The 21,520-nt window shown below is 73.8% G+C and carries 23 protein-coding genes and 1 pseudogene; 10 read left to right on the top strand and 14 right to left on the bottom strand.

Translation table 11 applies throughout. The annotated features are described in order from the left end of the window. Window positions 1-97: 97 nt before the first annotated feature. Window positions 98-886 (bottom strand): hypothetical protein, encoded by a 789-nt coding sequence (locus tag ACH4TG_RS35760; RefSeq protein WP_398246837.1) that lies wholly within the window; start codon window positions 884-886, stop codon window positions 98-100. Window positions 887-1,088: 202 nt separating this feature from the next. Between ACH4TG_RS35760 and dtd the strand changes: the two genes are divergently transcribed. Then, window positions 1,089-1,514, top strand: a complete 426-nt coding sequence (gene dtd / locus ACH4TG_RS35755) for a D-aminoacyl-tRNA deacylase (RefSeq protein WP_398246836.1) — start codon at window positions 1,089-1,091, stop codon at window positions 1,512-1,514. A 39-nt stretch (window positions 1,515-1,553) separates the two neighbouring features. Here the strand turns inward: dtd and ACH4TG_RS35750 are convergent, their stop codons facing one another. The 6 genes from ACH4TG_RS35750 to ACH4TG_RS35725 form a co-directional block, all read right to left on the bottom strand. Continuing rightward, complete coding sequence (locus tag ACH4TG_RS35750) at window positions 1,554-2,531, bottom strand: YgfZ/GcvT domain-containing protein (RefSeq protein WP_398246835.1); 978 nt, start codon at window positions 2,529-2,531, stop codon at window positions 1,554-1,556. Between the two features lie 84 nt (window positions 2,532-2,615). Beyond that, window positions 2,616-3,053, bottom strand: a complete 438-nt coding sequence (locus ACH4TG_RS35745; protein ID WP_398246834.1) for a Fur family transcriptional regulator — start codon at window positions 3,051-3,053, stop codon at window positions 2,616-2,618. Between the two features lie 91 nt (window positions 3,054-3,144). Then, entirely contained in the window at window positions 3,145-3,708 is a 564-nt protein-coding gene (locus tag ACH4TG_RS35740) for an FABP family protein (RefSeq protein ID WP_398246833.1), read from the bottom strand. Window positions 3,709-3,958: 250 nt separating this feature from the next. Further along, entirely contained in the window at window positions 3,959-4,894 is a 936-nt protein-coding gene (locus ACH4TG_RS35735) for a hypothetical protein (protein WP_398246832.1), read from the bottom strand. Beyond that, window positions 4,894-5,670, bottom strand: coding sequence for a hypothetical protein (locus tag ACH4TG_RS35730; RefSeq protein ID WP_398246831.1), 777 nt, complete (start codon window positions 5,668-5,670; stop codon window positions 4,894-4,896). Before ACH4TG_RS35730 ends, ACH4TG_RS35735 begins: the two co-directional genes overlap by 1 nt. Then, window positions 5,667-6,374, bottom strand: coding sequence for a hypothetical protein (locus ACH4TG_RS35725; protein ID WP_398246830.1), 708 nt, complete (start codon window positions 6,372-6,374; stop codon window positions 5,667-5,669). The genes ACH4TG_RS35730 and ACH4TG_RS35725 overlap by 4 nt, the downstream gene beginning before the upstream one ends. 385 nt (window positions 6,375-6,759) lie before the next feature. Here ACH4TG_RS35725 and ACH4TG_RS35720 point away from each other — a divergent pair, with 385 nt between their 5' ends. Then, window positions 6,760-7,122 (top strand): DsrE family protein, encoded by a 363-nt coding sequence (locus ACH4TG_RS35720; RefSeq protein ID WP_398246829.1) that lies wholly within the window; start codon window positions 6,760-6,762, stop codon window positions 7,120-7,122. A gap of 141 nt (window positions 7,123-7,263) precedes the next feature. Here ACH4TG_RS35720 and ACH4TG_RS35715 read toward each other — a convergent pair. From ACH4TG_RS35715 to ACH4TG_RS35685, 7 genes and pseudogenes are all read right to left on the bottom strand, one after another. Beyond that, window positions 7,264-7,515 (bottom strand): annotated as a pseudogene (locus tag ACH4TG_RS35715) (DUF3099 domain-containing protein); the annotation flags it as partial. A gap of 130 nt (window positions 7,516-7,645) precedes the next feature. Beyond that, window positions 7,646-7,936, bottom strand: coding sequence for a DUF1416 domain-containing protein (locus tag ACH4TG_RS35710; protein WP_069466740.1), 291 nt, complete (start codon window positions 7,934-7,936; stop codon window positions 7,646-7,648). 31 nt (window positions 7,937-7,967) lie between these two features. Further along, complete coding sequence (locus tag ACH4TG_RS35705) at window positions 7,968-8,804, bottom strand: sulfurtransferase (RefSeq protein ID WP_398246828.1); 837 nt, start codon at window positions 8,802-8,804, stop codon at window positions 7,968-7,970. 417 nt (window positions 8,805-9,221) lie between these two features. Beyond that, the gene (locus ACH4TG_RS35700; protein WP_398246827.1) at window positions 9,222-9,914 is read right to left on the bottom strand and encodes a DUF2993 domain-containing protein; all 693 of its coding nucleotides are present in this window, start codon (window positions 9,912-9,914) and stop codon (window positions 9,222-9,224) included. Between the two features lie 158 nt (window positions 9,915-10,072). Beyond that, window positions 10,073-11,659, bottom strand: coding sequence for a hypothetical protein (locus ACH4TG_RS35695; RefSeq protein WP_398246826.1), 1,587 nt, complete (start codon window positions 11,657-11,659; stop codon window positions 10,073-10,075). Beyond that, complete coding sequence (locus tag ACH4TG_RS35690; protein ID WP_398246964.1) at window positions 11,656-11,922, bottom strand: MoaD/ThiS family protein; 267 nt, start codon at window positions 11,920-11,922, stop codon at window positions 11,656-11,658. The genes ACH4TG_RS35695 and ACH4TG_RS35690 overlap by 4 nt, the downstream gene beginning before the upstream one ends. Window positions 11,923-12,009: 87 nt before the next feature. Continuing rightward, window positions 12,010-12,819, bottom strand: coding sequence for an alpha/beta hydrolase (locus tag ACH4TG_RS35685; protein ID WP_398246825.1), 810 nt, complete (start codon window positions 12,817-12,819; stop codon window positions 12,010-12,012). A gap of 199 nt (window positions 12,820-13,018) precedes the next feature. On the opposite strand from ACH4TG_RS35685, the gene ACH4TG_RS35680 reads away from it, so the two are divergent. The 8 genes from ACH4TG_RS35680 (at window position 13,019) to mshD (ending at window position 20,955) form a co-directional block, all read left to right on the top strand. Further along, window positions 13,019-13,792, top strand: a complete 774-nt coding sequence (locus tag ACH4TG_RS35680) for a response regulator transcription factor (RefSeq protein ID WP_398246824.1) — start codon at window positions 13,019-13,021, stop codon at window positions 13,790-13,792. Window positions 13,793-13,844: 52 nt separating this feature from the next. Continuing rightward, complete coding sequence (locus tag ACH4TG_RS35675) at window positions 13,845-14,867, top strand: LacI family DNA-binding transcriptional regulator (RefSeq protein ID WP_398246823.1); 1,023 nt, start codon at window positions 13,845-13,847, stop codon at window positions 14,865-14,867. Between the two features lie 189 nt (window positions 14,868-15,056). Continuing rightward, window positions 15,057-16,235, top strand: coding sequence for a S1C family serine protease (locus ACH4TG_RS35670; protein ID WP_398246822.1), 1,179 nt, complete (start codon window positions 15,057-15,059; stop codon window positions 16,233-16,235). 34 nt (window positions 16,236-16,269) lie between these two features. After that, window positions 16,270-16,515, top strand: coding sequence for a hypothetical protein (locus ACH4TG_RS35665; RefSeq protein WP_398246821.1), 246 nt, complete (start codon window positions 16,270-16,272; stop codon window positions 16,513-16,515). A gap of 50 nt (window positions 16,516-16,565) precedes the next feature. Then, window positions 16,566-17,303, top strand: a complete 738-nt coding sequence (locus tag ACH4TG_RS35660; protein ID WP_398246963.1) for a response regulator transcription factor — start codon at window positions 16,566-16,568, stop codon at window positions 17,301-17,303. Next, the gene (locus ACH4TG_RS35655) at window positions 17,300-18,724 is read left to right on the top strand and encodes a sensor histidine kinase (RefSeq protein ID WP_398246820.1); all 1,425 of its coding nucleotides are present in this window, start codon (window positions 17,300-17,302) and stop codon (window positions 18,722-18,724) included. Before ACH4TG_RS35660 ends, ACH4TG_RS35655 begins: the two co-directional genes overlap by 4 nt. Before the next feature lie 93 nt (window positions 18,725-18,817). Next, window positions 18,818-20,011, top strand: coding sequence for an MFS transporter (locus ACH4TG_RS35650; RefSeq protein WP_398246819.1), 1,194 nt, complete (start codon window positions 18,818-18,820; stop codon window positions 20,009-20,011). Next, window positions 20,008-20,955: a mycothiol synthase gene (gene mshD / locus ACH4TG_RS35645; RefSeq protein WP_398246818.1), complete on the top strand. Its 948-nt coding sequence runs from the start codon at window positions 20,008-20,010 to the stop codon at window positions 20,953-20,955. The genes ACH4TG_RS35650 and mshD overlap by 4 nt, the downstream gene beginning before the upstream one ends. Window positions 20,956-21,520 lie beyond the last annotated feature (565 nt).

The following is a 21,520-nucleotide window of genomic DNA, read 5'->3' as shown; positions in this document are numbered from 1 at the left end:
ACGCTAGGCGAGCGCCTCGCCGCCCTGCATCCGATTAACCGCCCGGCTCAACCGCCGGGCCACCGCCCGCAGACGGACGCGCAGACCCGGCCGCAGGTCAGCCGTCGGCGAGCAGGTCCTCGACCCGTGCCTCGCCCTCGCGGTACCGCCGGGTGATCTCGGCCGAGCAGCCGTCCACGGTCTGCTGCAGGGCGTGGCGGCGCTTGGAGACCTGCTGCTCGTACCGCACCAGCCGGTCCATGGCCACGTCGAGTTCGGGGTCGGTGCGGGCGTCGAGGTCGGACAGCTCGACCTCGGAGAGCATCTCCTCGGCCAGTGCCCTGACGCGCTCGGTCAGCGGGGTGCCGAGCGTCACGTGCCGGGCCGAGGACCGGACCCGCGAGGGGCCGTCGGCGAGGATCTCGGAGAGCCGGTCGACGAGCGGTCCGTCGGCGGCGGGCCGGGCGCCCGGGGACCCGGGGACGGCGGGCCCGGGGACGACCGCGGAGGGGCCGGGCCCGGCGGGAACGCCGAGCGTGGCGGTGCCCAGGGCGCCGGAGGTCCCGGCGGAGCCGTCGCGGCGGTGCAGTTCCGCCTGGAGGATGTCGATCCGCCCGTGCAGCATCCGCCGCAGGTAGGACAGGTCGGCCTCCTCCTGCTGGGCGTCGCGGCGCAGGGCGCGCAGCGCGGCCAGGTCCAGCCGGGCGAGGTCGGGCGTCGGGATGTCCACGAGCGGGCTCCGCGGTGCGGGCGGGCGCAGCGGGCCCCGGGCGTCGGCCTTCAGCATGTGATGGCCCTTCCTGGTGGGCGCCGTCGGGACGGCGGCCGTCGGTCCGGCGGCGCCGGACGCCGCCGTGGGTCCTGGTACGGCGGTGCCGGGAGTCTCTCCAGTGCCGGGTGTGGTCATACCTGTCGTCCCCTCCTCGCTGCGGGCGCGCCGCGACCCGGAATCGATGCTGCCACTTGCCGCTGACACCCCGCAGCGACATGGCACCCGAACGGCCGTCGCAACAGTTGTGCGAGCCCGCCGACCGGGCGTACCCGCGCCACCCCGTGCGCCCCCCTCACCCGTGTGAGGGACGCGCGGGGGCCCACGCCACAATGGCGGCATGCGAGCAGTGGCCCAGCGGGTGAGTGAGGCGAAGGTCGTCGTCGACGGGAAGACCGTCGGCGCCGTCACAGGACCGGGACTGTGCGTCCTGGTGGGCGTGACGCACGACGACACCGTGGAGAAGGCGGCCGCGCTGGCCCGCAAGCTGTGGACGCTGCGCATCCTGCCCGACGAGCAGTCGTGCTCCGACATCGGCGGCCCGCTGCTCGTCATCAGCCAGTTCACGCTTTACGGTGACGCCCGGAAGGGGCGCAGGCCCACCTGGAACGCGGCCGCGCCGGGGCCGATCGCCGAACCGCTGGTCGACGAGGTCGTCGCCCAGCTGCGGAAGCTGGGCGCGACCGTCGAGACCGGCGTGTTCGGCGCGGACATGAAGGTGTCGCTGACCAACGAGGGCCCGTTCACCGTCGTCGTGGAGATCTGAGCCGGGAGCCGGTCGAGCGCGGGGAGGCGCTCCGAGGCGTCAGGGGGCGACGACCGTCTCCTGCGCCGCCGCCGTGTCCTCGGCCAGCAGCGTCGCCCGCTCCGGGGTGTTCCGCTTGACCAGGGCCAGCGCGATGGGGCCCAGCTCCCAGTGCCGCGCGGACGAGGTGATGAAGCCGATGGCGCGGCCCAGCTCGCCGTCCGGGCCGGTCTCCGCGACCCGCACGGGCGCGCCGTGCGCGGGCAGCCGCACCTCGCTGCCGTCCAGGTGCAGGAAGACCAGCCGGCGCGGCGGGCGGCCGAGGTTGTGCACGCGGGCGACGGTCTCCTGACCGCGGTAGCAGCCCTTGTCCAGGTGCACGGCGGTCTCCAGCCAGCCCACCTCGTGCGGGATGGTGCGGTGGTCGGTCTCCAGCCCGAGCCGCGGCCGGTGCGCCTCGATCCGCAGCGCCTCGTGGGCCAGCACCCCGATCGCCGGGCCGGCCTGCGCGGTCCACTCCTCCAGGAGGTCGCGGGGCACGAACACGTCCCGGCCGTACGCCGTCTCGCGCACGGTCCACTCCTGCGGGACCTCGGTGATCGACCCGGCAGGCAGGTGGACCACCGCGTACCGGTCGGTGACGTCCGCGGTCTCCACCCGGTAGAAGAACTTCATGCTCTCCAGGTAGGCCAGCAGCGCCTCCTGGGTGCCGGGCTCGACGTGCATCCACGTGGTGGCGCCGTCGTCGACCAGGTACAGGGCGTGCTCGATGTGGCCGTGCGCGGACAGGATCAGGGCTTCGGCGGCCTGGTGCGGCGGCAGCTGCTCCACGTGCTGGGTGAGCAGCAGGTGCAGCCAGGACAGCCGGTCCTCCCCGCTGACGGTCACGACACCGCGGTGTGAGAGGTCCACGAACCCGGTGCCGTCCGCGAGCGCGCGCTGCTCGCGGAAGAGGTCGCCGTAGTGGGCGGCGACCCCCTCGTCAGGGCCTTCTGCGGGGACGGCGCCGGGCAGCGACAGCAAAGGGCTCTTCGTCATGCCGTCAAGCGTACGACCGGCCTGCCCCGCGAGGATGAGGCCGGTCCACCGGCAGGCTGACGGGCGGCCGTTGCAGGCCGGCGGTCAGTCCTGGCCGTCGGCTGCCTTGCGGGTGCAGTCCCGGCAGCGGCCGAAGATCGCGAAGTGCTTCATGTCCGTCTCGAAGCCGAACTGCTCGCGCAGCCCCTCCTTGAGGGGCTCGGCCAGTTCCACGGACGCCTCCGTCACCGCGTCGCAGTCCCGGCACACCAGGTGCATGTGGTCGTGCCGGTCCGCCAGGTGGTAGGTGGGCGCGCCGTGGCCGAGGTGGGCATGGCTGACCAGGCCCAGCTCCTCGAGCAGCTCCAGCGTGCGGTAGACGGTGGAGATGTTCACTCCGGAGGCGGTCTTGCGGACCTCGCACAGGATGCCGTCGGGCGTCGCGTGCTCCAGGTGGCCGACGGCCTCCAGGACAAGCTGGCGCTGCGGGGTCAGCCGGTAGCCGCGCTGCCGCAGATCGCTCTTCCAGTCGGTGCTCGCCACACGGCAAGTGTAGGCACGGGGTAACAGCGCGGGCCCGGCCCGCGGCGCTCTCCCCCGGCTTGGGCAAGGCGATGCAGGCGAGGAGGGCGGTCTACTTGAAGAAGGCGATGCCGTCGTCCGGCAGGTCCTTGAGGTCGGCGGCCCACTCCCGCGGGTCCACGACCTTCTTCAGGTGCGCGGACATGTAGGCGCGCATCGGCACCGACGGCGTGGCCTTCTCGCCCACCCACATCAGGTCGCCGTTGACGTACCCGTACAGCCGCTTGCCGCCGCTGTACTCCGGGGCCTCCGGCAGCCGCGCCGCCGTGTCGGTGATCAGGTCGATCTGCGGCTTGCCCTCGGCCAGCTCGCCGGTCCAGATCTCCACGACGCCCTCGTCGCGCGTGGTGGTGACGTCCACCTTGCGCTCGGCGTCGATCCGCCAGTACCCGCTCTCGGACTCCAGCGGCCGGACCTTGTTGCCCTCGGCGTCCAGCACCCAGGTGTGCGAGGTGTACTCCAGGAACGGCCGTCCGTCGTGCGTGAAGGACAGCTCCTGCCCGAAGTTGCACTTCTCGGCGCCCGGGAAGTCGTGCACGCCCGCGCCCGACCACTCACCCAGCAGGAACGCCAGCGGGACCAGCTCGGGGTGCAGGTCCGAGGGGATCTCGATCATGTCAGCGCTGACCCTGGTAGAGCTTCTTCACCGCGTAGAGCGTGAACGCGGCGACGGCCAGGCAGATCAGGATCAGCAGGGCGTCGAAGTAGTACTCGATTGCCACGGGACGTGCTCCTCGGAGGGGCGGGCGGTCAGGGCCGCGCACGAGTCTAGTCGGCGGCCCGGGCCCGGGCGCGGCCAGCCCGCGTGACGTGCGGCTCAGGTCGTCGCCCGGGCACGCGGCGGGGCCCGTGCCCGGGCGGCCCGTTCAGCCCAGCAGCTGGGCCTGCAGGCGGACCGTCTGGCGGAACGGCACTCCGGCGACCGGGCCCTTGCGGCTCTGCACGACCAGCCCGATCACGTCGCCGGCGTGCAGGAACGCGTACCGGGTCGCGGTCGCGCCGTACGGCGGCGACTCGGCCGACGCCTCGACCGTGATGCCGGAGGGGATCGCCTTCGAGGCCACGCCGGAGTCCTTGGCCGTGTTCTCGGCGCCCTTGAGGCGCTCGGCACCGATGCTCGGCGCGTACAGGTCGGCGTAGCCCGAACTCAGGAACTGCAGCAGGTAGACGTCGGTGCGCGTGCCGTCGGGCGACGTCCACGAGCGGGCGGCGATGTGCCGCAGGCCCTGCTCGCGCAGTTGGGCGGCCTGGGTCTTGCGCAGGTAGTCGTCGGAGACCTGGAACAGGCCGAGCCAGGCGTCGGTCGGCAACCAGCCGGCCGGACCGGGCACGGCGCGATCGGGCGTCGCGCCGACCGGCGCGGGCAGCAGCAGCGAGCGCACGTCGGCGTAGTGGTGGTGACCGGGGTTGGCGTCGGCGAACGGCCTCGCCCTGCCCGCGGGCAGCTTCGGCAGGGCGATCGGCGGGTACGTCCACCGGCCGTCGTCCGGCGTCCGCAGCCCCGGGATCCGGGTCCGTTCCGGCTGGGTGACGGCGTACGCGGTCGCGCCGCCGAGCGCGGCGAAGACCAGGACGGCGGCGGTCCAGCGCATCGCCGCGCGCAGTACCCGGCGCCCCGCCCGCGGCCCGGCGGCCGGAACCTCCCCGGACGCCGCAAGGTGCTCGGCCGCGGGTGCGGGTTCGGGCGGGGCCACGGGCGCGGCCGGGGGCGTGGCACCGGCCACCGCTTCCAGCGCTGCTTCCGGCGCCGCTCCCGGCACCGGCGCCGGCTCGGGCGCTCCTTCAGGTGCGATCTCGTGCATCAGACCGCCTGCCCCGGGTCCCGGACACGGTCCAGTTGCCTGCGCAGCAGGTCGGCCGCCGCGGCCTTGTCCAGCGGCAGCGTGCCGTTGACCGTCATCTTGACCATCAGGTCCCCCTCGGTGGCCTGGCAGAACATCGCGTCGAGCTGGGCACCCGACTTCTTGGGCGGCAGGACGCAGGTGGCCTGCGGGTGGCCGGCGATCCTCGGGCCGGTCCTGAAGACCCCCATCGCCCGCGTGAACTGCGTGAAGAACGTCGTCACCGACCGGGCCGCGTCCTTGTTCCGCATCTGCACGATCGCCATCTGGACGACCAGCCGCTCGTCGTGCTGGGTGTAGGTGCGCAGGCCGGCGCCCTCGATGCGGAGGCCGTCCACCCCCGACTGGACGGCCTTGCGCTCCTTGGCCGGCAGGCTCGTCACATCGCCCTTGACCAGATCCTGGGCCTGGTGCGCGTCGAGCACGGCATCGTTGCCGAACGCCTGCACATCCGGGCCGAGGCGGTAGCCGTCGGGCACCGGCAGGAGCAGGAGACTGAGGCTGCCGTAGTGGCTGCCGCCGGAGCGCGCGCCGAACGCCTTCGTGGCACTCGGGGTCGGTTCGGGCCAGGGCGTCGCCGCCGCGGTGTGACCGGCCCGCACGCCGTCCGGCCCGCCATGGTGCAGCACCGCGTAGCCGACACCGCCGGCGGCGGCGACCGCCACGAGCGCGGCAGCGGTGAAGAGCGCGATGCGGCGCCTGCCGCGGGGAACGGGAACCTCGGTGGTGTCGGTCACAGCCGCTCCAGTTGCCGGGTGACGAGGGCCGCGACCGTGGCGGCCTTCACGGGCCGGGCGGAGATGAAGGACACGTCGACGACGATGTTGCCGATCCGGGCCATGCCCCTGGCCGAGTACGCGGTCACGGAGCCGTCGATCCGGTGCGGCTTGGCCGAGCCCCAGACCTTGCCGTCCATCGTTCCGGGGACGTCCTCGCCGTCCGCCAGCTCGTCGTCGGCGTCGTTGTAGAGGCTCTGGTCGGACATCCGGCGCGGGGCGGAGGGGGCGGCGTCGTCGCGGAACTGCGCCAACTCGACGCTGACGACCGTGTCGTGGTGCTCCAGCCACATGGCGTTCACCGCGCGCTGGAAGTCGTCCCCGGAGAACTCCACGAAGGCGGTCCCGGGCTTGGTGAAGTTCTCGCTGTAAGCGGCCAGCGACTCCCAGCCGCGCTCCCCCTCCTTGGCGCCCTTGGGCGTGGGAACGAGCAGCTTGAGCAGGTCGCCCCCGTAGACCGCGGCGCGGTCCTGGCTCACGGGCAGCGCGGCGGCGGCCGGGCCCGCTCCGTTCGGCTGGGCGAGCGGGCGGCCGGTCAGCGGCGGCAGGGGCGTGGGCGTGCGCTGCTGCTGGATGCGGTAGCCGAGCCCGCCGCCGGCCAGCACGCCGAGCACCGCGGCGCTCGCGATCAGCAGGGTGGTGCGGCCGCGGCGCCGCGGTCGCACGGCCGGCGGTTCGGTCCGGTCGTGCGACGGCGCGGGCGCCATCGGTTCGGGCAGGGGCGGTGCCGGTTCAGGCACCGGATATGCCGGTTCAAGCACAAGGGGTGCCGGTTCAGGCACAGGGGTGTTCTGGGACAAGAGCCACTCCGGGAAGAGGAACGTACAGCTCAGCGGGGAGCCGGCCGCGACGCGGCGGACGCGGGGTCCTGGGCGACCGGGCGTTCGGCGCCGGCGGCGCGACGCGCGCTTCTGCCGCCGCCCGTGCGCGAGTTCGGCCCGCAGGCATACGGGTAGCCGTTGTCGACCATCACAGAGCCCCCCCAGGCTGACATGTGCATTCCGCGTGATCGCGCGGAAGCAGATTTATACCACCCCCTAGGCTGGGCGCATGGCGAATAAGCTCGTGATCAAGGTGACGGCCGGGGCCGATGCGCCCGAGCGCTGCTCGCAGGCGTTCACCGTGGCGGCCGTGGCGGTGGCCAGCGGGGTGGAGGTGTCGCTGTGGCTGACCGGTGAGTCGGCGTGGTTCGCGCTGCCGGGCCGGGCCGCGGAGTTCGCGCTCCCGCACTCCGCGCCGCTGCCCGACCTGCTGGACGCGGTGATCGCCGCCGGGCAGGTCACCCTGTGCACGCAGTGCGCGGCGCGCCGCGAGATCGGCGAGAAGGACGTGCTGGAGGGCGTGCGGATCGCCGGGGCGCAGGTGTTCGTCAGCGAGATCATGCCGGACGGTGTGCAGGCCCTCGTCTACTGACGGGCGTCACTGGCCCTGGTCGGGGCGGCGGCGCGGCGGCTGGCCGTGGCCGTCGTGGTCCTGGCCGTCACCGCGGTCCCGGCCGTCCTTGGCGTCCTTGCCGCCGCCGGTGCCGTTCTTGCGGTCCTTGCCCTGGGCGCTTCCGTCCAGCTCCGCCCACCAGGCGTCGGACTCGGGGTCGCCGCTGTCACCGCGGGGCTCGTCCCACCAGCGGTCCTCGGGACCGCGCCGGTTGGCCACGATCGCGGCGACCGGGGGGATGACCATGGCCGTCAGGCACATGGCGATGGCCGCCGGTACCGACCACAGACGCACGACCGCCCACGCCATGATGAAGAGCACCACGCAAGTGCCCATCATGGCGAAGTACCAGTGACGACGGCGTGCGTACACACTTCAAAGGTACGTCCGGCGGCCGGAGACCGGAACACGCGGGAAGGGCCGCACCCCCTTGCGCGGGGTGCGGCCCTTCGCGTTCACGAGCGGCGCTGCCGCCGGGCGCCGTCAGCGGCGCCGGCCGGCGTCAGACCGCGATGGCGACCTCGGCCGCCGCGCCCTGCTGGGCAACGACGGTGCGGTCGACCGTGGCGCCCGGGACGAGCGCGCGCAGCGTCCAGGTGCCGGGCGCCGCGAAGAAGCGGAACTGCCCGGTCGCCGAGGTCGGCACCTCGGCGGTGAACTCGCCGCCGCCGTCCAGCAGCCGCACATAGCCGCTGACCGGCTCGCCGTCGCGGGTCACCGACCCCTGGATGATCGTCTCGTTCGCCACGTCCACTCCTGCCAGGTCAGGGCCGCCGGCCTTCGCTCCACACATACGGTTCAGTCCTCGCCTCGGTCGATCGGGGTCAGTTGGCGCCGAGCTCGATCGGAACACCGACGAGCGAGCCGTACTCGGTCCACGAGCCGTCGTAGTTCTTCACGTTCGCCTGGTCGAGCAGCTCGTGCAGCACGAACCAGGTGAGCGCGGAGCGCTCGCCGATCCGGCAGTACGCGATGGTGTCCTTCGCCAGGTCGACGTTCTCGTCCTTGTACAGCTGGACGAGCTCCTCGTCGGACTTGAAGGTGCCGTCGTCGTTGGCGTTCTTCGACCACGGGATGTTGCGGGCGCTCGGCACGTGGCCGGGGCGCTGCGACTGCTCCTGCGGCAGGTGCGCCGGGGCGAGCAGCTTGCCGGAGAACTCGTCGGGCGAACGCACGTCGACCAGGTTCAGCGAGCCGATCGCGGCCACCACGTCGTCGCGGAACGCGCGGATCGCGGTGTTCTGGGCCTGGGCGGTGTACGAGGTCGCGGCGCGCTCGGGCACGGCGGCGACCAGGTCGCGGGAGTCCAGCTCCCACTTCTTGCGGCCGCCGTCGAGCAGCTTGACGCTGTCGTGGCCGTAGAGCTTGAAGTACCAGTAGGCGTACGAGGCGAACCAGTTGTTGTTGCCGCCGTACAGCACCACCGTGTCGTCGTTGGCGATGCCCTTGGCGGACAGCAGCGCCTCGAAGCCGGCCTGGTCGACGAAGTCGCGGCGGACCGGGTCCTGCAGGTCCTTCTTCCAGTCGATGCGGACGGCGTTCTTGATGTGGTTCTTGTCGTAGGCCGAGGTGTCCTCGTCGACCTCGACGATGACCACCTTGGGGTCGTCGATGTGGGCCTCGACCCAGTCGGCGTCCACCAGGACGTCACTGCGGCTCATGCTGATCTCCTCCGGGGCAGTTCGGATGTGCGGTGGCGCGGGCTGCGGGGTGCGCGAGAGCGCGCGGGGGTGTGCCGTGGGGCACGGGGACCGGGGCGGGCAGGGAGCGCCGGGGGCCGTCGGGCCCGCTGCGGCACGGGGGAACTGCTGCCCCTAGGGCATGCGACAGAGCATGGCGGCGACGCGGCACAGGTCGACTGCCCGCCGCTTCGTGAGGTCCGCCTGTCGCTTCATGACTCCCGATCGTAGGGAAACGGACCGGCGGGTGTCACCGCCGTGTCGTATGGCGAGACAAGATTGTCCGTATGGCGGTACGTCGTGCCGTCGGCGGCCGCCGGGCCGCCTCCTCCGGGGGTCGCGCGTGCGTTCGACGGCGCACGGCCGGGGGCTGGTGGTCGCGGTGCGGACGCGGGCGTCTCAGTTGGCGAGAACGACGCCCTTGCCGGTGACCTGGACCGAGATGCCGTCCGGCGTGGTGGTCACCGAGGACAGCTCCAGGTTGCCGGGCAGGTGGGAGACCTGCCGGGTGAAGTCGATCTGGTCGCGCACCTTGCTCTCCAGGCCCAGCGCGGTCAGCTCCTTGGGGAGCCCCTCGGCGTGCAGGCCGATCGAGTCCTTGCTGACCAGCACGTCGCTGAGCACGCTCAGGTGGGCACCCATGAACGATCCGGTGAGCTTGACCCGGGGCGTACCGGACGCCGACGCCCCGGCGTAGGACACCTTGATCCCGGCGGGCGCGGCCTTCGACAGGTCGGCGTAGGTGATGAACGCGTTGCCGTCCGCGTGGTCGGCGATCGCCCGGCTGAAGCCGTTGGACAGCTTCACGCCGTACAGGTCGGCGTGGAAGCTGTCGATCCGAACGGACTGCGAGCCGTCACCGGCCGCGATGTCCTTCGCGCTGACCTTCACGTCCTCCAGCTTGCCGCCCATCACCTGGGTCAGGAACGGGAAGCCGGTGATCGTCACCTTGGGCTTCTCGGCCAGGTTGTCGGTGGCCTGGGCGCGCTGTGCCGCCTTGTTCTGCACCATCGACACGGCGATCCGGTCCGCCGCGACGAACAGGCCGCCGAGGACGACCACGATGATCAGAACTATTCGCGCCACCCGCATGCGTCCGCCACTCCCCGCTCGTCGTACTCGTTCCGGCCCCGTGCGGCGCCGTGCCCGCCCTTCCGCTTACGCCTGACGGACGGCGGGGGTCCCGTGGTTCCCGATCGTACGGATCCGTTACCTGGGAACTTTCCCCGCGCGGCCGGTCGCGCGGTGCCTCAGTGAAGGGCGTTGCCCAGGAGGTAGGCCACCGGGGCGGCCGCGGTCAGCGGCAGCGCGACGCCCGCCGTGAAGTGGACGAACCGGGACGGGAAGTCGTAGCTCGCGACCCGCAGCCCGATCAGCGCGCCGATGCCGCAGGCGGCGGCGAGCAGCACGCCGTGGCCGCCGCCCATGCCCGTCGCGGGTCCGGTGGCCAGCCCGGTGACGAGGGCGGCCAGCACCGACAGCACCACCGAGACGGGCTCGCCGCCCGGCAGCCGCACCGCGCGCACCAGCGTGGCGGCGGCCACCGCGATCGCGCCGACCACCACCGGGTCGCTGCCCGCGCCGGACTCCGCGGTGGCCAGGTAGCCGGCGGCGACGACGGTCAGCAGCGTGGACGCCGAGGTCGCGGTGAGCGACGACAGGCGCTCGTCGGCCGAGCCGTGGTGCCGCAGCTGCAGCACCAGCACGAGCACCAGCCACACCCCGAGGGTGCCCACCAGCACCTCGGCGTTGTGGTGGCCGCCGTCGATGAGCAGCGCGACGTCCGCGGTGACGCCGGCCATGAACGCCAGCACGATGCCCTGCCGGGCCGGCCACATGCCGTTCAGCCGGAACCAGCCGGCCGCGGTCACCGCCTCCAGCACGAGCAGGACGACGGCGAGACCCGGCTTGCCGAGCGCGGCCGCACCTGCCGTGAGCAGGCCGAGCGCGGCGGTGAGCGCCGCGGGCTGGATGCCGGGCGGGATGATCGGCGAGCCGGTGCGCACCGGCGCCGGCGCGCCCGCGGCCGAGGGCCCGTCCGCGTTCCGGGGCGGCGCCTCCTCGACGAGCGGCAGCACCGCGGTGTGCTCGGTCCCCGCGAACGGCTGCTGCGCGGCGTAGCCGTGCGGCTGCGACCACTGCGCGGGCCCGGGCTGCGCGATTCCAGGCTGGGCGGTTCCGGGCTGCGCGGGCGCGTACCCGGTGCCGTCCACCGCGGCGGCGTGCTCCCACGGCTGCGCGGCGGGCGGCGCCTGCCCCCAGCCGTCGACACCGGCAGGTCCCTGGTAGGCGTCCTGCGCGGAGGCATGCCCGCCCCACGCGTCCCCGGCCGACGGCACGCCGAACGCCGCACCCGGGTCCGCCTCCGCCGGCAGCTGCCCGCCGAGCGGCTCCGGCACGTAGGCGCCGCCGTCCGGCAGCCCCGAGTGCGTGCCGTGCCCGGCGCCGTAGCCCGCGGCGGCGTCGTAGCCGCCGTCATAGCCGCCGGCCGCGTACCCCGGGGTGACCGGGTAGCCGGGACCGGCCCCGTAGCCCGGGCCCGCGTCGTACCCGGAACCCGTCCCGTAGCCGGGGTCCGCTCCGTAGCCGGGCCCCGTCCCGAAGCCGCCGGGCTGCCCGGCACCGGGCGGGTAGCCGTAGCCGTAGCCGCCGTCGTGGCCGGCCGTGCCGTCACCGGCGGGGTGGCCGCCCGCGGCCGGCCCGTCGAGCGGGTGGCCGTGGACGGGGTGGCCGGTCGGCGGGACGTCCGGGGGCGGAGGGAAGGCGCCGTCCGCGGGCGGCGGGGGAAAGCCCGGCGGGACGTCGGGGCGGTAGGGGTCGCGGTCGGGGGTGGTCATCGCGCACCTCCCGCGAAGGGCGGCAGGACTTCCACGGTGGCGCCTTCGTGCAGGGCGACCGAGGCGTGGTCGCGGGTGCCGACGGGCGTGCCGTCGACGAGGAAGGAGCAGCGCTGCAGCACGCGGGCGAACTCCGGTTCGCCGGCGTGGCGTTCGCGGGCGGCGGCCAGCGCGCCGGCCAGGGTCGCCGCCTGGTACGGCTCCTCCGCCGTGCCCGCGGCGGCCTTCGCGGCGGCCCAGTAGCGGATCGTGCCCGCCGCCAGCCGCCCGGGGGCCGTGTCAGGTGCAGCCATCACGCTTTCCGTTCCTCGTCTCCAGGTCGTGCCGGGGTCCATCATGGCCCGTGGGCCTCACGCGGCGGGAACGCGGGAGGTCAGCCATTCGCCGATGCGGGCCAGCAGCGCGTCGTCCGCCGCGTTCTCCGCGTGCCCGAAGCCGGGCTCGATCCACAGCTCGGCGCCGTCCTCGCCGGCCGCCGCGGCGAGCGAGCGCGGGTGGTCCAGCGGGAAGTACGCGTCGCGGTCGCCGTGCACGATCAGCAGCGGGGTCGGGGCGATCAGCGGCACCGACTCCACCGGGGAGGCGGGCACCGGGTCCCAGTCCCGGGGATGGATCCGGGTCTTCAGCCCGAACCGGGACACCAGCCGGCCCGCGGGCCGGGTCACCACCCAGTGCAGCCGGCGCATCGGCGCGGTGCCGCGGTAGTACCAGCGGGCCGGCGAGCTGACCGAGACCACGGCGGCGAGGTCCGCCCCCGGGGCGTGCCGCAGCACCACCGAGCCGCCCATCGAGAAGCCGACCGTGGCGACCCGCGCGTACCCCAGCCTGTGGGCCCAGGCGACGGCCGCCGCCAGGTCCAGCACCTCCAGGTCGCCGACCGTGGAGCGGCCGCCGGAGCGGCCGTGGCCGCGGAAGGAGAAGGTGACGACCCCGCCGAACCGGCTGAGCCGGCGGGCGGCGCGGCGCACCGCGGGCCGTTCCAGCGCGCCCGTGAAGCCGTGCGCGATCACGATCGCGAGACGGCCGGATCCGTTCGCCGCGGGCAGGTGTTCGGCCTCGATCGGAACGCCGTCGGACGTCAACAACACGGTCCGACGGCCACTCGATGCGGTCACCCGGCCCCGCAGACGCAGGTTGCCGGTCTCGGCAGGGCTGTCCATGTGGGCTATTGTTGCCTGGCAGAGGACCTGGGCAATGTCGCCCCCGGGTCCTTTCGTGCTTTCCGGCACGAAGTACGTCGTCCTCGCACACCGAGGAGGGTTCGGTTTTGAGCCAGCACGACCCGCTCGACCCGGCGGTGCCGCACGCACCGCACGGGAGCACGCCGTGTCATGTCCGGACGCCCGACGGGAGCCCCTGGTGAGTTCACTCCTGCTTCTGACCAACGCCCTGCAACCGTCGACCGAGGTGCTGCCCGCACTGGGGCTGCTGCTGCACAACGTGCGGGTGGCCCCGGCCGAGGGCCCCGCCCTGGTGGACACCCCCGGCGCGGACGTCATCCTGATCGACGGCCGCCGCGACCTGCCGCAGGTGCGCAGCCTGTGCCAGCTGCTGCGCTCGACCGGCCCCGGCTGCCCGCTGGTGCTGGTGGTCACCGAGGGCGGACTCGCCGCGGTCACCGCGGACTGGGGCATCGACGACGTCCTGCTGGACACCGCGGGCCCGGCCGAGGTCGAGGCCCGGCTGCGGCTGGCGATGGGCCGGCAGCAGATCACCGCGGACGACAGCCCGATGGAGATCCGCAACGGCGACCTGTCCGTGGACGAGGCGACCTACAGCGCCAAACTCAAGGGCCGGGTGCTCGACCTGACCTTCAAGGAGTTCGAGCTGCTGAAGTACCTCGCGCAGCACCCCGGCCGGGTCTTCACCCGCGCCCAGCTGCTGCAGGAGGTGTGGGGCTACGACTACTTCGGCGGCACCCGCACCGTGGACGTGCACGTGCGGCGGCTGCGCGCCAAGCTCGGCGTGGAGCACGAGTCGCTGATCGGCACCGTGCGGAACGTCGGCTACCGCTTCGTCACCCCGGAGAAGGTCGAGCGGGCCGCGGAGGAGGCGGCGCGCAGCGAGGCGGCCCAGGGGCGCGGCTCCGAGGAGTCGTCCGCGCAGCGCTCCTCGGCGGACCACTCGGTATGACCGGTATGACGAACCATGTGACGGCCGGATAGACACGCGTAGACTGCGCGACGTGCCCAAGGTGACGCGTGACGATGTGGCCAGGCTGGCGGGGACCTCGACCGCGGTCGTCAGCTACGTCATCAACAACGGACCCCGGCCGGTAGCACCGGCCACCCGCGAGCGTGTGCTCGCGGCCATCAAGCAGCTCGGCTACCGGCCGGACCGCGTGGCGCAGGCCATGGCCAGCCGCCGGACCGACCTGATCGGGCTGATCGTGCCCGATGCCCGGCAGCCGTTCTTCGCGGAGATGGCCCACGCCGTGGAACAGGCCGCGTCCGAGCGCGGGAAGATGGTGCTCGTCGGCAACTCCGACTACCTCGACGACCGCGAGGTGCACTACCTGCGGGCGTTCCTCGGCATGCGGGTCTCCGGGCTGATCCTGATCAGCCAGGGCCCCAGCGAGAACGCCGCCATAGAGATCGACGCCTGGGACGCCCGCGTGGTGCTGCTGCACGAGCGGCCCGAGGCGATCGACGACGTCGCCGTCGTCACGGACGACATCGGCGGCGCGCAGCTGGCCACCCGGCACCTGCTGGAGCACGGCCACCCGTACGTGGCGTGCCTGGGCGGCACCGAGATCACCCCGGTCGTCGGCGACCCGGTGACCGACCACATCGTCGGCTGGGAGCGGGCGATGCAGGAAGCGGGCCGGCCCACGGAGGGCCGGCTCTTCCAGGCCCCGTACAACCGCTACGACGCCTACAAGGTCGCGCTGCAGCTGCTGTCCGGGCCCGACCGGCCGCCGGCGATCTTCTGTGCGACCGACGACCAGGCCATCGGCGTGCTGCGGGCCGCCCGCGAGCTGCGGATCGACGTGCCCCAGGAACTGGCGGTGGCCGGCTTCGACGACGTCAAGGAGGCGGCGCTCGCCGACCCGCCGCTGACCACGGTCGCCTCGGACCGGCAGGCCATGGCGCGGGCGGCGGTGGACGCGGTGCTCGACGACTCGCTGCGGGTGCCCGGCTCGCGGCGGGAGCGGGTCCGCCAGTTCCCGTCCCGGCTGGTGGTCCGGGCATCCTGCGGGTGTGCCTGACCCAGCGTGACCGTCCGGACCGCCATCGGAGGGGGCCGCTCAACTCCCCCGGCAGCGGCGGGTGTTGAGCCCGGATAAAGATCGGCGCCGGGGATGCCCCACGGTCCTTATATCGGGCATACCTACTTCTGTCGGGCTTCTCAGCGTGTACTCAGGAACCTCTCATGGTCCGAGCGCACAGTCATAGACATGACCGAGAGCAGCCGCAACGGCGAACCCCACCCGTACGACCAGCAGCCTCCGCTCTACCACGGCCAGGAGCCGGCGTACCCCGCCCCCGAGCCGCAGGTCCACGCGACCACCCCGTACGAGCCGTCGCCCTTCGGGGACGAGCGGGTCGTCCCCTCCGAGGTCGTCGCCTCCCATTCCTCCGAGCCGGGCACGCCCCCCGCGGGTGACGGCGCCGGCGGCTTCCCGCCGCCGCCCCCCTACGGCCCGGGCTACGCGGCGATGCCCGGCGGCCCCGCACCGCACCGGCGGCGGCGCCTCCGCAAGCCCGCCGTGCTGTTCGCGGCCGTCGCCCTGGCGGCCGGCGTGATCGGCGGCGGTGCCGGCGCCCTCATCGGCAACGCCACCGACCACTCCACCAGCACCACCGCCGCCCCGGCCGTCAACGCCTCGGCGATCGACGGCAGCGTGGCCGGCGTCGCCAAGGCGCTCAGCCCGAGCGTGGTCGAGATCAACGCGACCTCCGCGAGCGGCAAGTCCACCGGCTCCGGCGTGATCATCACCGCCGACGGCCAGGTCGTCACCAACAACCACGTCGTCGCCGGCGCCGACACCGTCACCGTGACGTACAGCAACGGCAAGAGCGCGCGGGCCAGCGTCGTGGGCACCGACTCCGGCAAGGACCTCGCCCTCATCAAGATCACCGGCGCCTCCGGCCTGCCGGCGGCCGTCCTCGGCGACTCCAACGCGATCGCCGTCGGCGACCAGGTGGTCGCCATCGGCTCGCCCGACGGCCTGAGCGGCACCGTCACCAGCGGCATCGTCTCCGCGCTGAACCGCGACGTGACCGTGTCCACCAACGAGGGCCAGGGCCAGCAGTTCGGCGGCAACGGCAGCGGCAACAGCGACGGCCGGTGGCCGTTCTCCTTCGGCGGCAACCAGTACAACGGCGACACCGGCAGCTCCACCACCACCTACAAGGCGATCCAGACCGACGCCTCGCTCAACCCCGGCAACTCCGGCGGCGCGCTGATCAACATGAGCGGCCAGATCATCGGGATCAACTCCGCGATGTACTCCGACTCCTCCAGCAGCGGCTCGTCGAGCGCCGGCAGCGTCGGCCTCGGCTTCGCCATCCCCGTCAACACGGTCAAGGCCGACCTCGCCACCCTGCGGGCCGGCGGCACCTCCGGCAGCTGACCCTGCCCGTTCCCCGCACCACCTGGGAGATCCCATGAGCAGCACGATCACGGCCGGCGTCAACCACCTGAGGCGCGCCCTGGGCGCGGCGGTGTCCTGGGGCACCCGCGCCCCGGCCGCCGGGACCGGCCCGGCCGACGTCGACCTCCCCCTCGCCCTGGCCGCAGGACTGCCCCCGCTGCGCCGGGCGCCCGAGGTCCGGCCCGAGGCCCGCACCCCGCGGCCCGCGCGCGGCCGCGACCGGGCGGTACGCCGCAGGCCCGCAACCGTGCGACGCTGAGACTGTCCCCGCACACCACCGCCATGTCCGTCAGTGAGGTACCGCAGACCATGAGCCCCGGCGAGAGCGGCGAGGCCCCCGCCCGCATCCTGATCGTCGACGACGAGCCCGCCGTGCGGGAGGCGCTGCAGCGCAGCCTCGCCTTCGAGGGATACGACACCGCCCTGGCCGCGGACGGCATGGCCGCGCTCGAGCAGGCGGGCACGTACGGGCCGGACGCCATCGTGCTGGACGTCCTGATGCCGCGGATGGACGGCCTGACCACCGCCCGCCGGCTGCGGTCGTCCGGCGTGACCACGCCGATCCTCATGCTCACCGCCCGCGACACCGTCGGCGACCGCGTCACGGGCCTGGACGCGGGCGCCGACGACTACCTCGTCAAGCCGTTCGAACTCGACGAACTGCTCGCCCGGCTGCGGGCCCTGCTGCGGCGCAGCTCCTACGCCGCCGCCGCGGGCCCGGCCGGCGAGGAGCACGTCATGACCTTCGGCGACCTGCGGATGGACACCACCACGCGCGAGGTCACCCGCGACGGGAACCCGGTGGAGCTGACCCGCACCGAGTACACCCTGCTGGAACTCTTCCTGGCCCACCCCCGCCAGGTCCTCACCCGCGAGCAGATCCTCAAGGCGGTGTGGGGCTTCGACTTCGAGCCTTCGTCCAACTCCCTCGACGTCTACGTGATGTACCTGCGGCGCAAGACGGAGGCCGGCGGGATGCCGCGCCTCGTGCACACCGTGCGGGGAGTGGGCTACGTCCTGCGCGCCCCGGACGGCGGTCATTCGTGAACCGGCTCCCCCTGCGGTCGCGCCTGGCGATCCTCACCGCTGTCGCGGTGGCGGTCGCGGTGGCGGCCGCGGCCCTGGCGTGCTGGTTCATCACGCGGGACCAGCTCGTGTCGCAGCTGGACAAGTCGTTGCGTCAGCCGGACCTGATCTCCGTGCAGGACATCACCAGCACCCTGCGCCAGGACGGCTGCCACTCGACGCCGCCAAGCGCCGACCGTGACGGCCGTGTCGGGTTCATTTCTACGACGACGTCGGCACAAGTCGTCCTCGCCGACGGGACGTCGTGCTGGGTCCAAGGCCACGAGACGATTCCCGTGACCGCGCAGGACGAGGCAGTGGCCGCAGGCCAGAGCCCGCCCGTCTTGCACACCGTGTCGTCGCCCGGTGGAAAGCTCCGGGTCTTCACCGTCCCCGGCCGTGGCTTCCTCCTGAACAACCAGCCGATCGCCGTATCCGTCGCCCGGCCGCTCAGCGACGTCACCGCCCCCCTCACCAGACTCGCCTGGCTGCTGCTGGCCGTCACCGGGTTCGGCGTCCTCGGCGCGGCGAGCGCGGGCGCGGCGATCGCGCGGGCCGGGTTGCGGCCGGTGGACCGGCTGACGGACACGGTCGAGCACATCGCCCGCACCGAGGACCTGAACGTGCGGATCCCGGTGGAGGGGCATGACGAGATCGCCCGGCTGAGCTCGTCGTTCAACGCGATGACGGCCGCTCTGGCGTCGTCGCGCGAGCGGCAGTCGCAGCTCATCGCCGACGCGGGCCACGAGCTGCGCACCCCGCTGACGTCGCTGCGGACCAACATCGAGCTGCTGGAGCGCAGCGAGGCCACCGGCAGGGCGCTGCCGCCGGAGGACCGGCGCGCGCTGCTGGCGTCGGTGAAGGCGCAGATGACGGAGCTGGCCGTGCTGATCGGGGACCTCCAGGAGCTGTCCCGGCCGGACGCGGAGCATGTGCTCCAGGTGGTGCCGCTGCACGAGGTGACCGAGACGGCGCTGCGCCGTGCCCGGCTGCGCGGTCCGGACCTGAAGATCGTCGCCGAGGTGGCGCCCTGGTACGTGCGCGGTGAGGCGGCCGCGCTGGAGCGGGCGATCGTCAACCTGATGGACAACGCGGTGAAGTTCAGCCCGGCCGGCGGGGAGATCGACGTGCGGCTGCACGGCGGGCAGCTGACCGTGCGCGACCATGGGCCGGGCATCCCGGCCGAGGAACTGCCGCACGTCTTCGAGCGGTTCTGGCGTTCGCCGTCGGCGCGCAGCCTGCCCGGCAGCGGGCTCGGCCTGTCGATCGTGGCGCGCACCGTGCAGCAGTCGGGCGGCGAGGTCACCCTCGCGCCCGCGGAAGGCGGCGGAACGCTCGCCGTCCTGATGCTGCCCGGAGCTCCCACGCCGCCGCCGGACGATCCCGCCCAACCGTCGCCCTGACGGAAGCGAGTCTCACGATACGGAATCCTCTGTCTCAATCTGCGACATAGGAACATAGTTGGCGGCACCACCTACCAAGGAGGTGCCGCCCCCGTGCGCCGATGGATCATGCTGGCCCTGGGCACCGCCGCGCAGACCGCGGCCTGTGCCTTCGTCTACGGGATCCCGTACCTGGCCGACACCCTGCGCCGCCAGGAACACCTGGACCTGACCCAGGTCGGCCTGCTCGTCGCGTGCCCCACCGCCGGGCTGGTGCTCGCGCTCTACCTGTGGGGCGCGGCCGCCGACCGCTGGGGCGAGCGCGTGGTGATCGCGCTCGGCCTGGGCGCGGCGTCCGCGGCGCTGGCCGGCGCGGCCTGGGGCGTGCACGGCATGGTCGCGCTGGGGCTGCTGCTGGTGCTGGCCGGGGCGGCCGTGGCCTCGGTGTACTCGGCGAGCGGACGCCTGGTCATGGGCTGGTTCACCGCTCGCGAGCGGGGCCTGGCCATGGGCATCCGGCAGACGTCCACGCCGCTGGGCATGGGCGTGGCGGCGCTGGCCATGCCGCCGCTGTCCGGCGCGCACGGGCTCGGCGGCGCGATCGGCTTCCTGGCCGTGGTCTGCGCGGTGATCGCGGTCCTCATCGCGCTGTTCGCCGCCGACCCGGCACGGCCCGCGAAGGCCGCGGCGGAGCCCGCGCCGAACCCCTACCGCGGGTCGAACCGCCTGTGGCGGATCCACGGATCGGCCGCGCTGCTGGTCATCCCGCAGTTCACCGCGGGCGCGTTCGCGCTGGTGCTGCTGGTGGACGTGCGCGGCTGGTCGCCGGTGCACGCCGGGCAGCTGATCGCCGCGGCCCAGGGCCTCGGCGCGGTGTCGCGGATCGTCGTCGGCCGCTGGTCGGACCGGGTCGGGGAGCGGCTGCGGCCGATGCGGCAGCTGGCGGTGGCGACCGCGGCCCTGGTCGGGGCGACGTCGCTCGCCACGGCGTTCCCGTCGCCGCTGACCCCGGTGCTGCTGGTGGCCGCGATCGCGCTGACGTCCAGCACCAACGGCCTGTCCTTCACCTCCACCGCCGAGTACGCGGGCCCCGCCTGGTCCGGGCGGGCCCTGGGCGTCCACAACACCGGGCAGAACTTCACCGCCGCGGTCGTCCCGCCGCTGATGGGCGCGGTCATCTCGGCCACCGCCTACTGGCCGGGCTTCGTGCTCGCCGCGGCCATCGCCTGCGTGTCCGCGGCGATCATCCCGGTACCGGCGCAGGCGCCCGCCTCCGCGGCAGGTGCGCGCCGTACGATCTCCGCATGAGCGACCGGCGCATCGAGGTACTGACCGACCTGGCCCCCGCGACCGCCGACCAGGTGCTCGCCCTGATCGCCGCCGGCGCCGCGGAGGACGGCCAGCCCGCGGTGTCCGAGCAGGGCAGGCTCCGGGTGCGGCACGGCGAGCGCGCCGGGGTGCGGCACCTGCTGCTGTGGACGGGCGGCGGCGACGCTTCCGGTGAGGCCGGCGGCGCGGGCGCCGAGGAGCTGACCGGCTACGGGCAGATCGACGGCACCGACCCCGTCGAGGCGCCGGCCGGCGAGCTGCTGGTCCACCCTCGCCACCGGTCCCGCGGGCACGGCCGGGCGCTGGGGCAGGCCATGCTGGAGGCCACCGGCAAGCGGCTGCGGGTGTGGGCGCACGGCGGCCATCCGGCGGCCCGGCACCTGGCCGTCCAGCTCGGGCTCAAGCTGTTCCGCGAGCTGCGGCAGATGCGCAGGCCGCTGGACCCGGTGGCCGCCGGGATCCCCGAGCCGCGGCTGCCCGAGGGCGTCACCGTCCGCACGTTCGTGCCCGGGCAGGACGAGGAGGCGTGGCTGGCGGTGAACGCGGCGGCCTTCGCCCACCACCCCGAGCAGGGCAGCCTGGGCCTGCAGGACCTCAGGGACCGCGAGGCCGAGTCCTGGTTCGACCCCGAGGGCTTCTTCCTCGCGTTCCGCGGGGCCGCGCTGGCGGGCTTCCACTGGACCAAGGTCCACGCCGAGGAGGGGCTCGGCGAGGTGTACGTCGTGGGGGTCGCGCCCGCCGAGCAAGGCAGCGGGCTGGGCCGCGCCCTCACCGCGATCGGCCTGCGCCACCTGGCCGCCACCCGTGGCCTCCCCACCGCCATGCTCTACGTCGACGCCGACAACGGGCCGGCCGTCTCCGTCTACGAGCGCCTCGGCTTCACCGTCTACGAGACGGACCTCATGTACCGCACGGAGTCCTGACCCCTCGCCCCCTACGGCGGCGCCACCCCACCACAACCTCCCCCCAGCCCTCGGCGGGCCCGGACCTGCGCACGGAGGGTGCGGTGCCGGCTGCGCCGTGCGTCGTGGCTGGTCGCGCAGTTCCCCGCGCCCCTTGCGGGGTCTGGGGTGCCCCCTGGGCGTCGTTGCCGTCTGCGACGTGCGTTGTGGCTGGGCGCGGAGTTCCCCGCACTCCTGGAGCATCGCCCCTCCGGGGCGGGAATCCGGGGTGCCCCCGGAGGTGCGTTGCCGGGTGCGGACCGGCTGTGGCTTGTCGCGCAGTTCCCCGCGCCCCTTGCGGGGTCTGGGGTGCCCCCTGGACTGGGCTGCCGGGTGCGGACCCGTCGCGGCTGGGCGCGGAGTTCCCCGCACTCCTGGAGCGTCGCCCCTCCGGGGCGGGAATCCGGGGTGCCCCCGGAGGTGCGTTGCCGGGTGCGGACCGGCTGTGGCTGGTCGCGCAGTTCCCCGCGCCCCTTGCGGGGTCTGGGGTGCCCCCTGGACTGGGCTGCCGGGTGCGGACCCGTCGCGGCTGGGCGCGGAGTTCCCC

Source organism: Streptomyces sp. NPDC020917 (genome assembly GCF_044333795.1).
Classification (GTDB): domain Bacteria; phylum Actinomycetota; class Actinomycetes; order Streptomycetales; family Streptomycetaceae; genus Actinacidiphila.
Note: the sequence above shows the minus strand (reverse complement) of the source record. Positions and strands in the feature narration are given on the sequence as shown.

Coding starts and splice junctions, on each gene's coding strand:
- ACH4TG_RS35660 (WP_398246963.1), top strand. CDS start 16,566: ATGAGCCCCGGCGAGAGCGGCGAGGCCCCCGCCCGCATCCTGATCGTC.
- ACH4TG_RS35695 (WP_398246826.1), bottom strand. CDS start 11,659: ATGACCACCCCCGACCGCGACCCCTACCGCCCCGACGTCCCGCCGGGC.
- ACH4TG_RS35740 (WP_398246833.1), bottom strand. CDS start 3,708: ATGATCGAGATCCCCTCGGACCTGCACCCCGAGCTGGTCCCGCTGGCG.
- ACH4TG_RS35735 (WP_398246832.1), bottom strand. CDS start 4,894: ATGCACGAGATCGCACCTGAAGGAGCGCCCGAGCCGGCGCCGGTGCCG.
- dtd (WP_398246836.1), top strand. CDS start 1,089: ATGCGAGCAGTGGCCCAGCGGGTGAGTGAGGCGAAGGTCGTCGTCGAC.
- mshD (WP_398246818.1), top strand. CDS start 20,008: ATGAGCGACCGGCGCATCGAGGTACTGACCGACCTGGCCCCCGCGACC.
- ACH4TG_RS35750 (WP_398246835.1), bottom strand. CDS start 2,531: ATGACGAAGAGCCCTTTGCTGTCGCTGCCCGGCGCCGTCCCCGCAGAA.
- ACH4TG_RS35685 (WP_398246825.1), bottom strand. CDS start 12,819: ATGGACAGCCCTGCCGAGACCGGCAACCTGCGTCTGCGGGGCCGGGTG.
- ACH4TG_RS35760 (WP_398246837.1), bottom strand. CDS start 886: ATGACCACACCCGGCACTGGAGAGACTCCCGGCACCGCCGTACCAGGA.
- ACH4TG_RS35665 (WP_398246821.1), top strand. CDS start 16,270: ATGAGCAGCACGATCACGGCCGGCGTCAACCACCTGAGGCGCGCCCTG.
- ACH4TG_RS35705 (WP_398246828.1), bottom strand. CDS start 8,804: ATGAGCCGCAGTGACGTCCTGGTGGACGCCGACTGGGTCGAGGCCCAC.
- ACH4TG_RS35710 (WP_069466740.1), bottom strand. CDS start 7,936: ATGTGTGGAGCGAAGGCCGGCGGCCCTGACCTGGCAGGAGTGGACGTG.
- ACH4TG_RS35670 (WP_398246822.1), top strand. CDS start 15,057: ATGACCGAGAGCAGCCGCAACGGCGAACCCCACCCGTACGACCAGCAG.
- ACH4TG_RS35700 (WP_398246827.1), bottom strand. CDS start 9,914: ATGCGGGTGGCGCGAATAGTTCTGATCATCGTGGTCGTCCTCGGCGGC.
- ACH4TG_RS35720 (WP_398246829.1), top strand. CDS start 6,760: ATGGCGAATAAGCTCGTGATCAAGGTGACGGCCGGGGCCGATGCGCCC.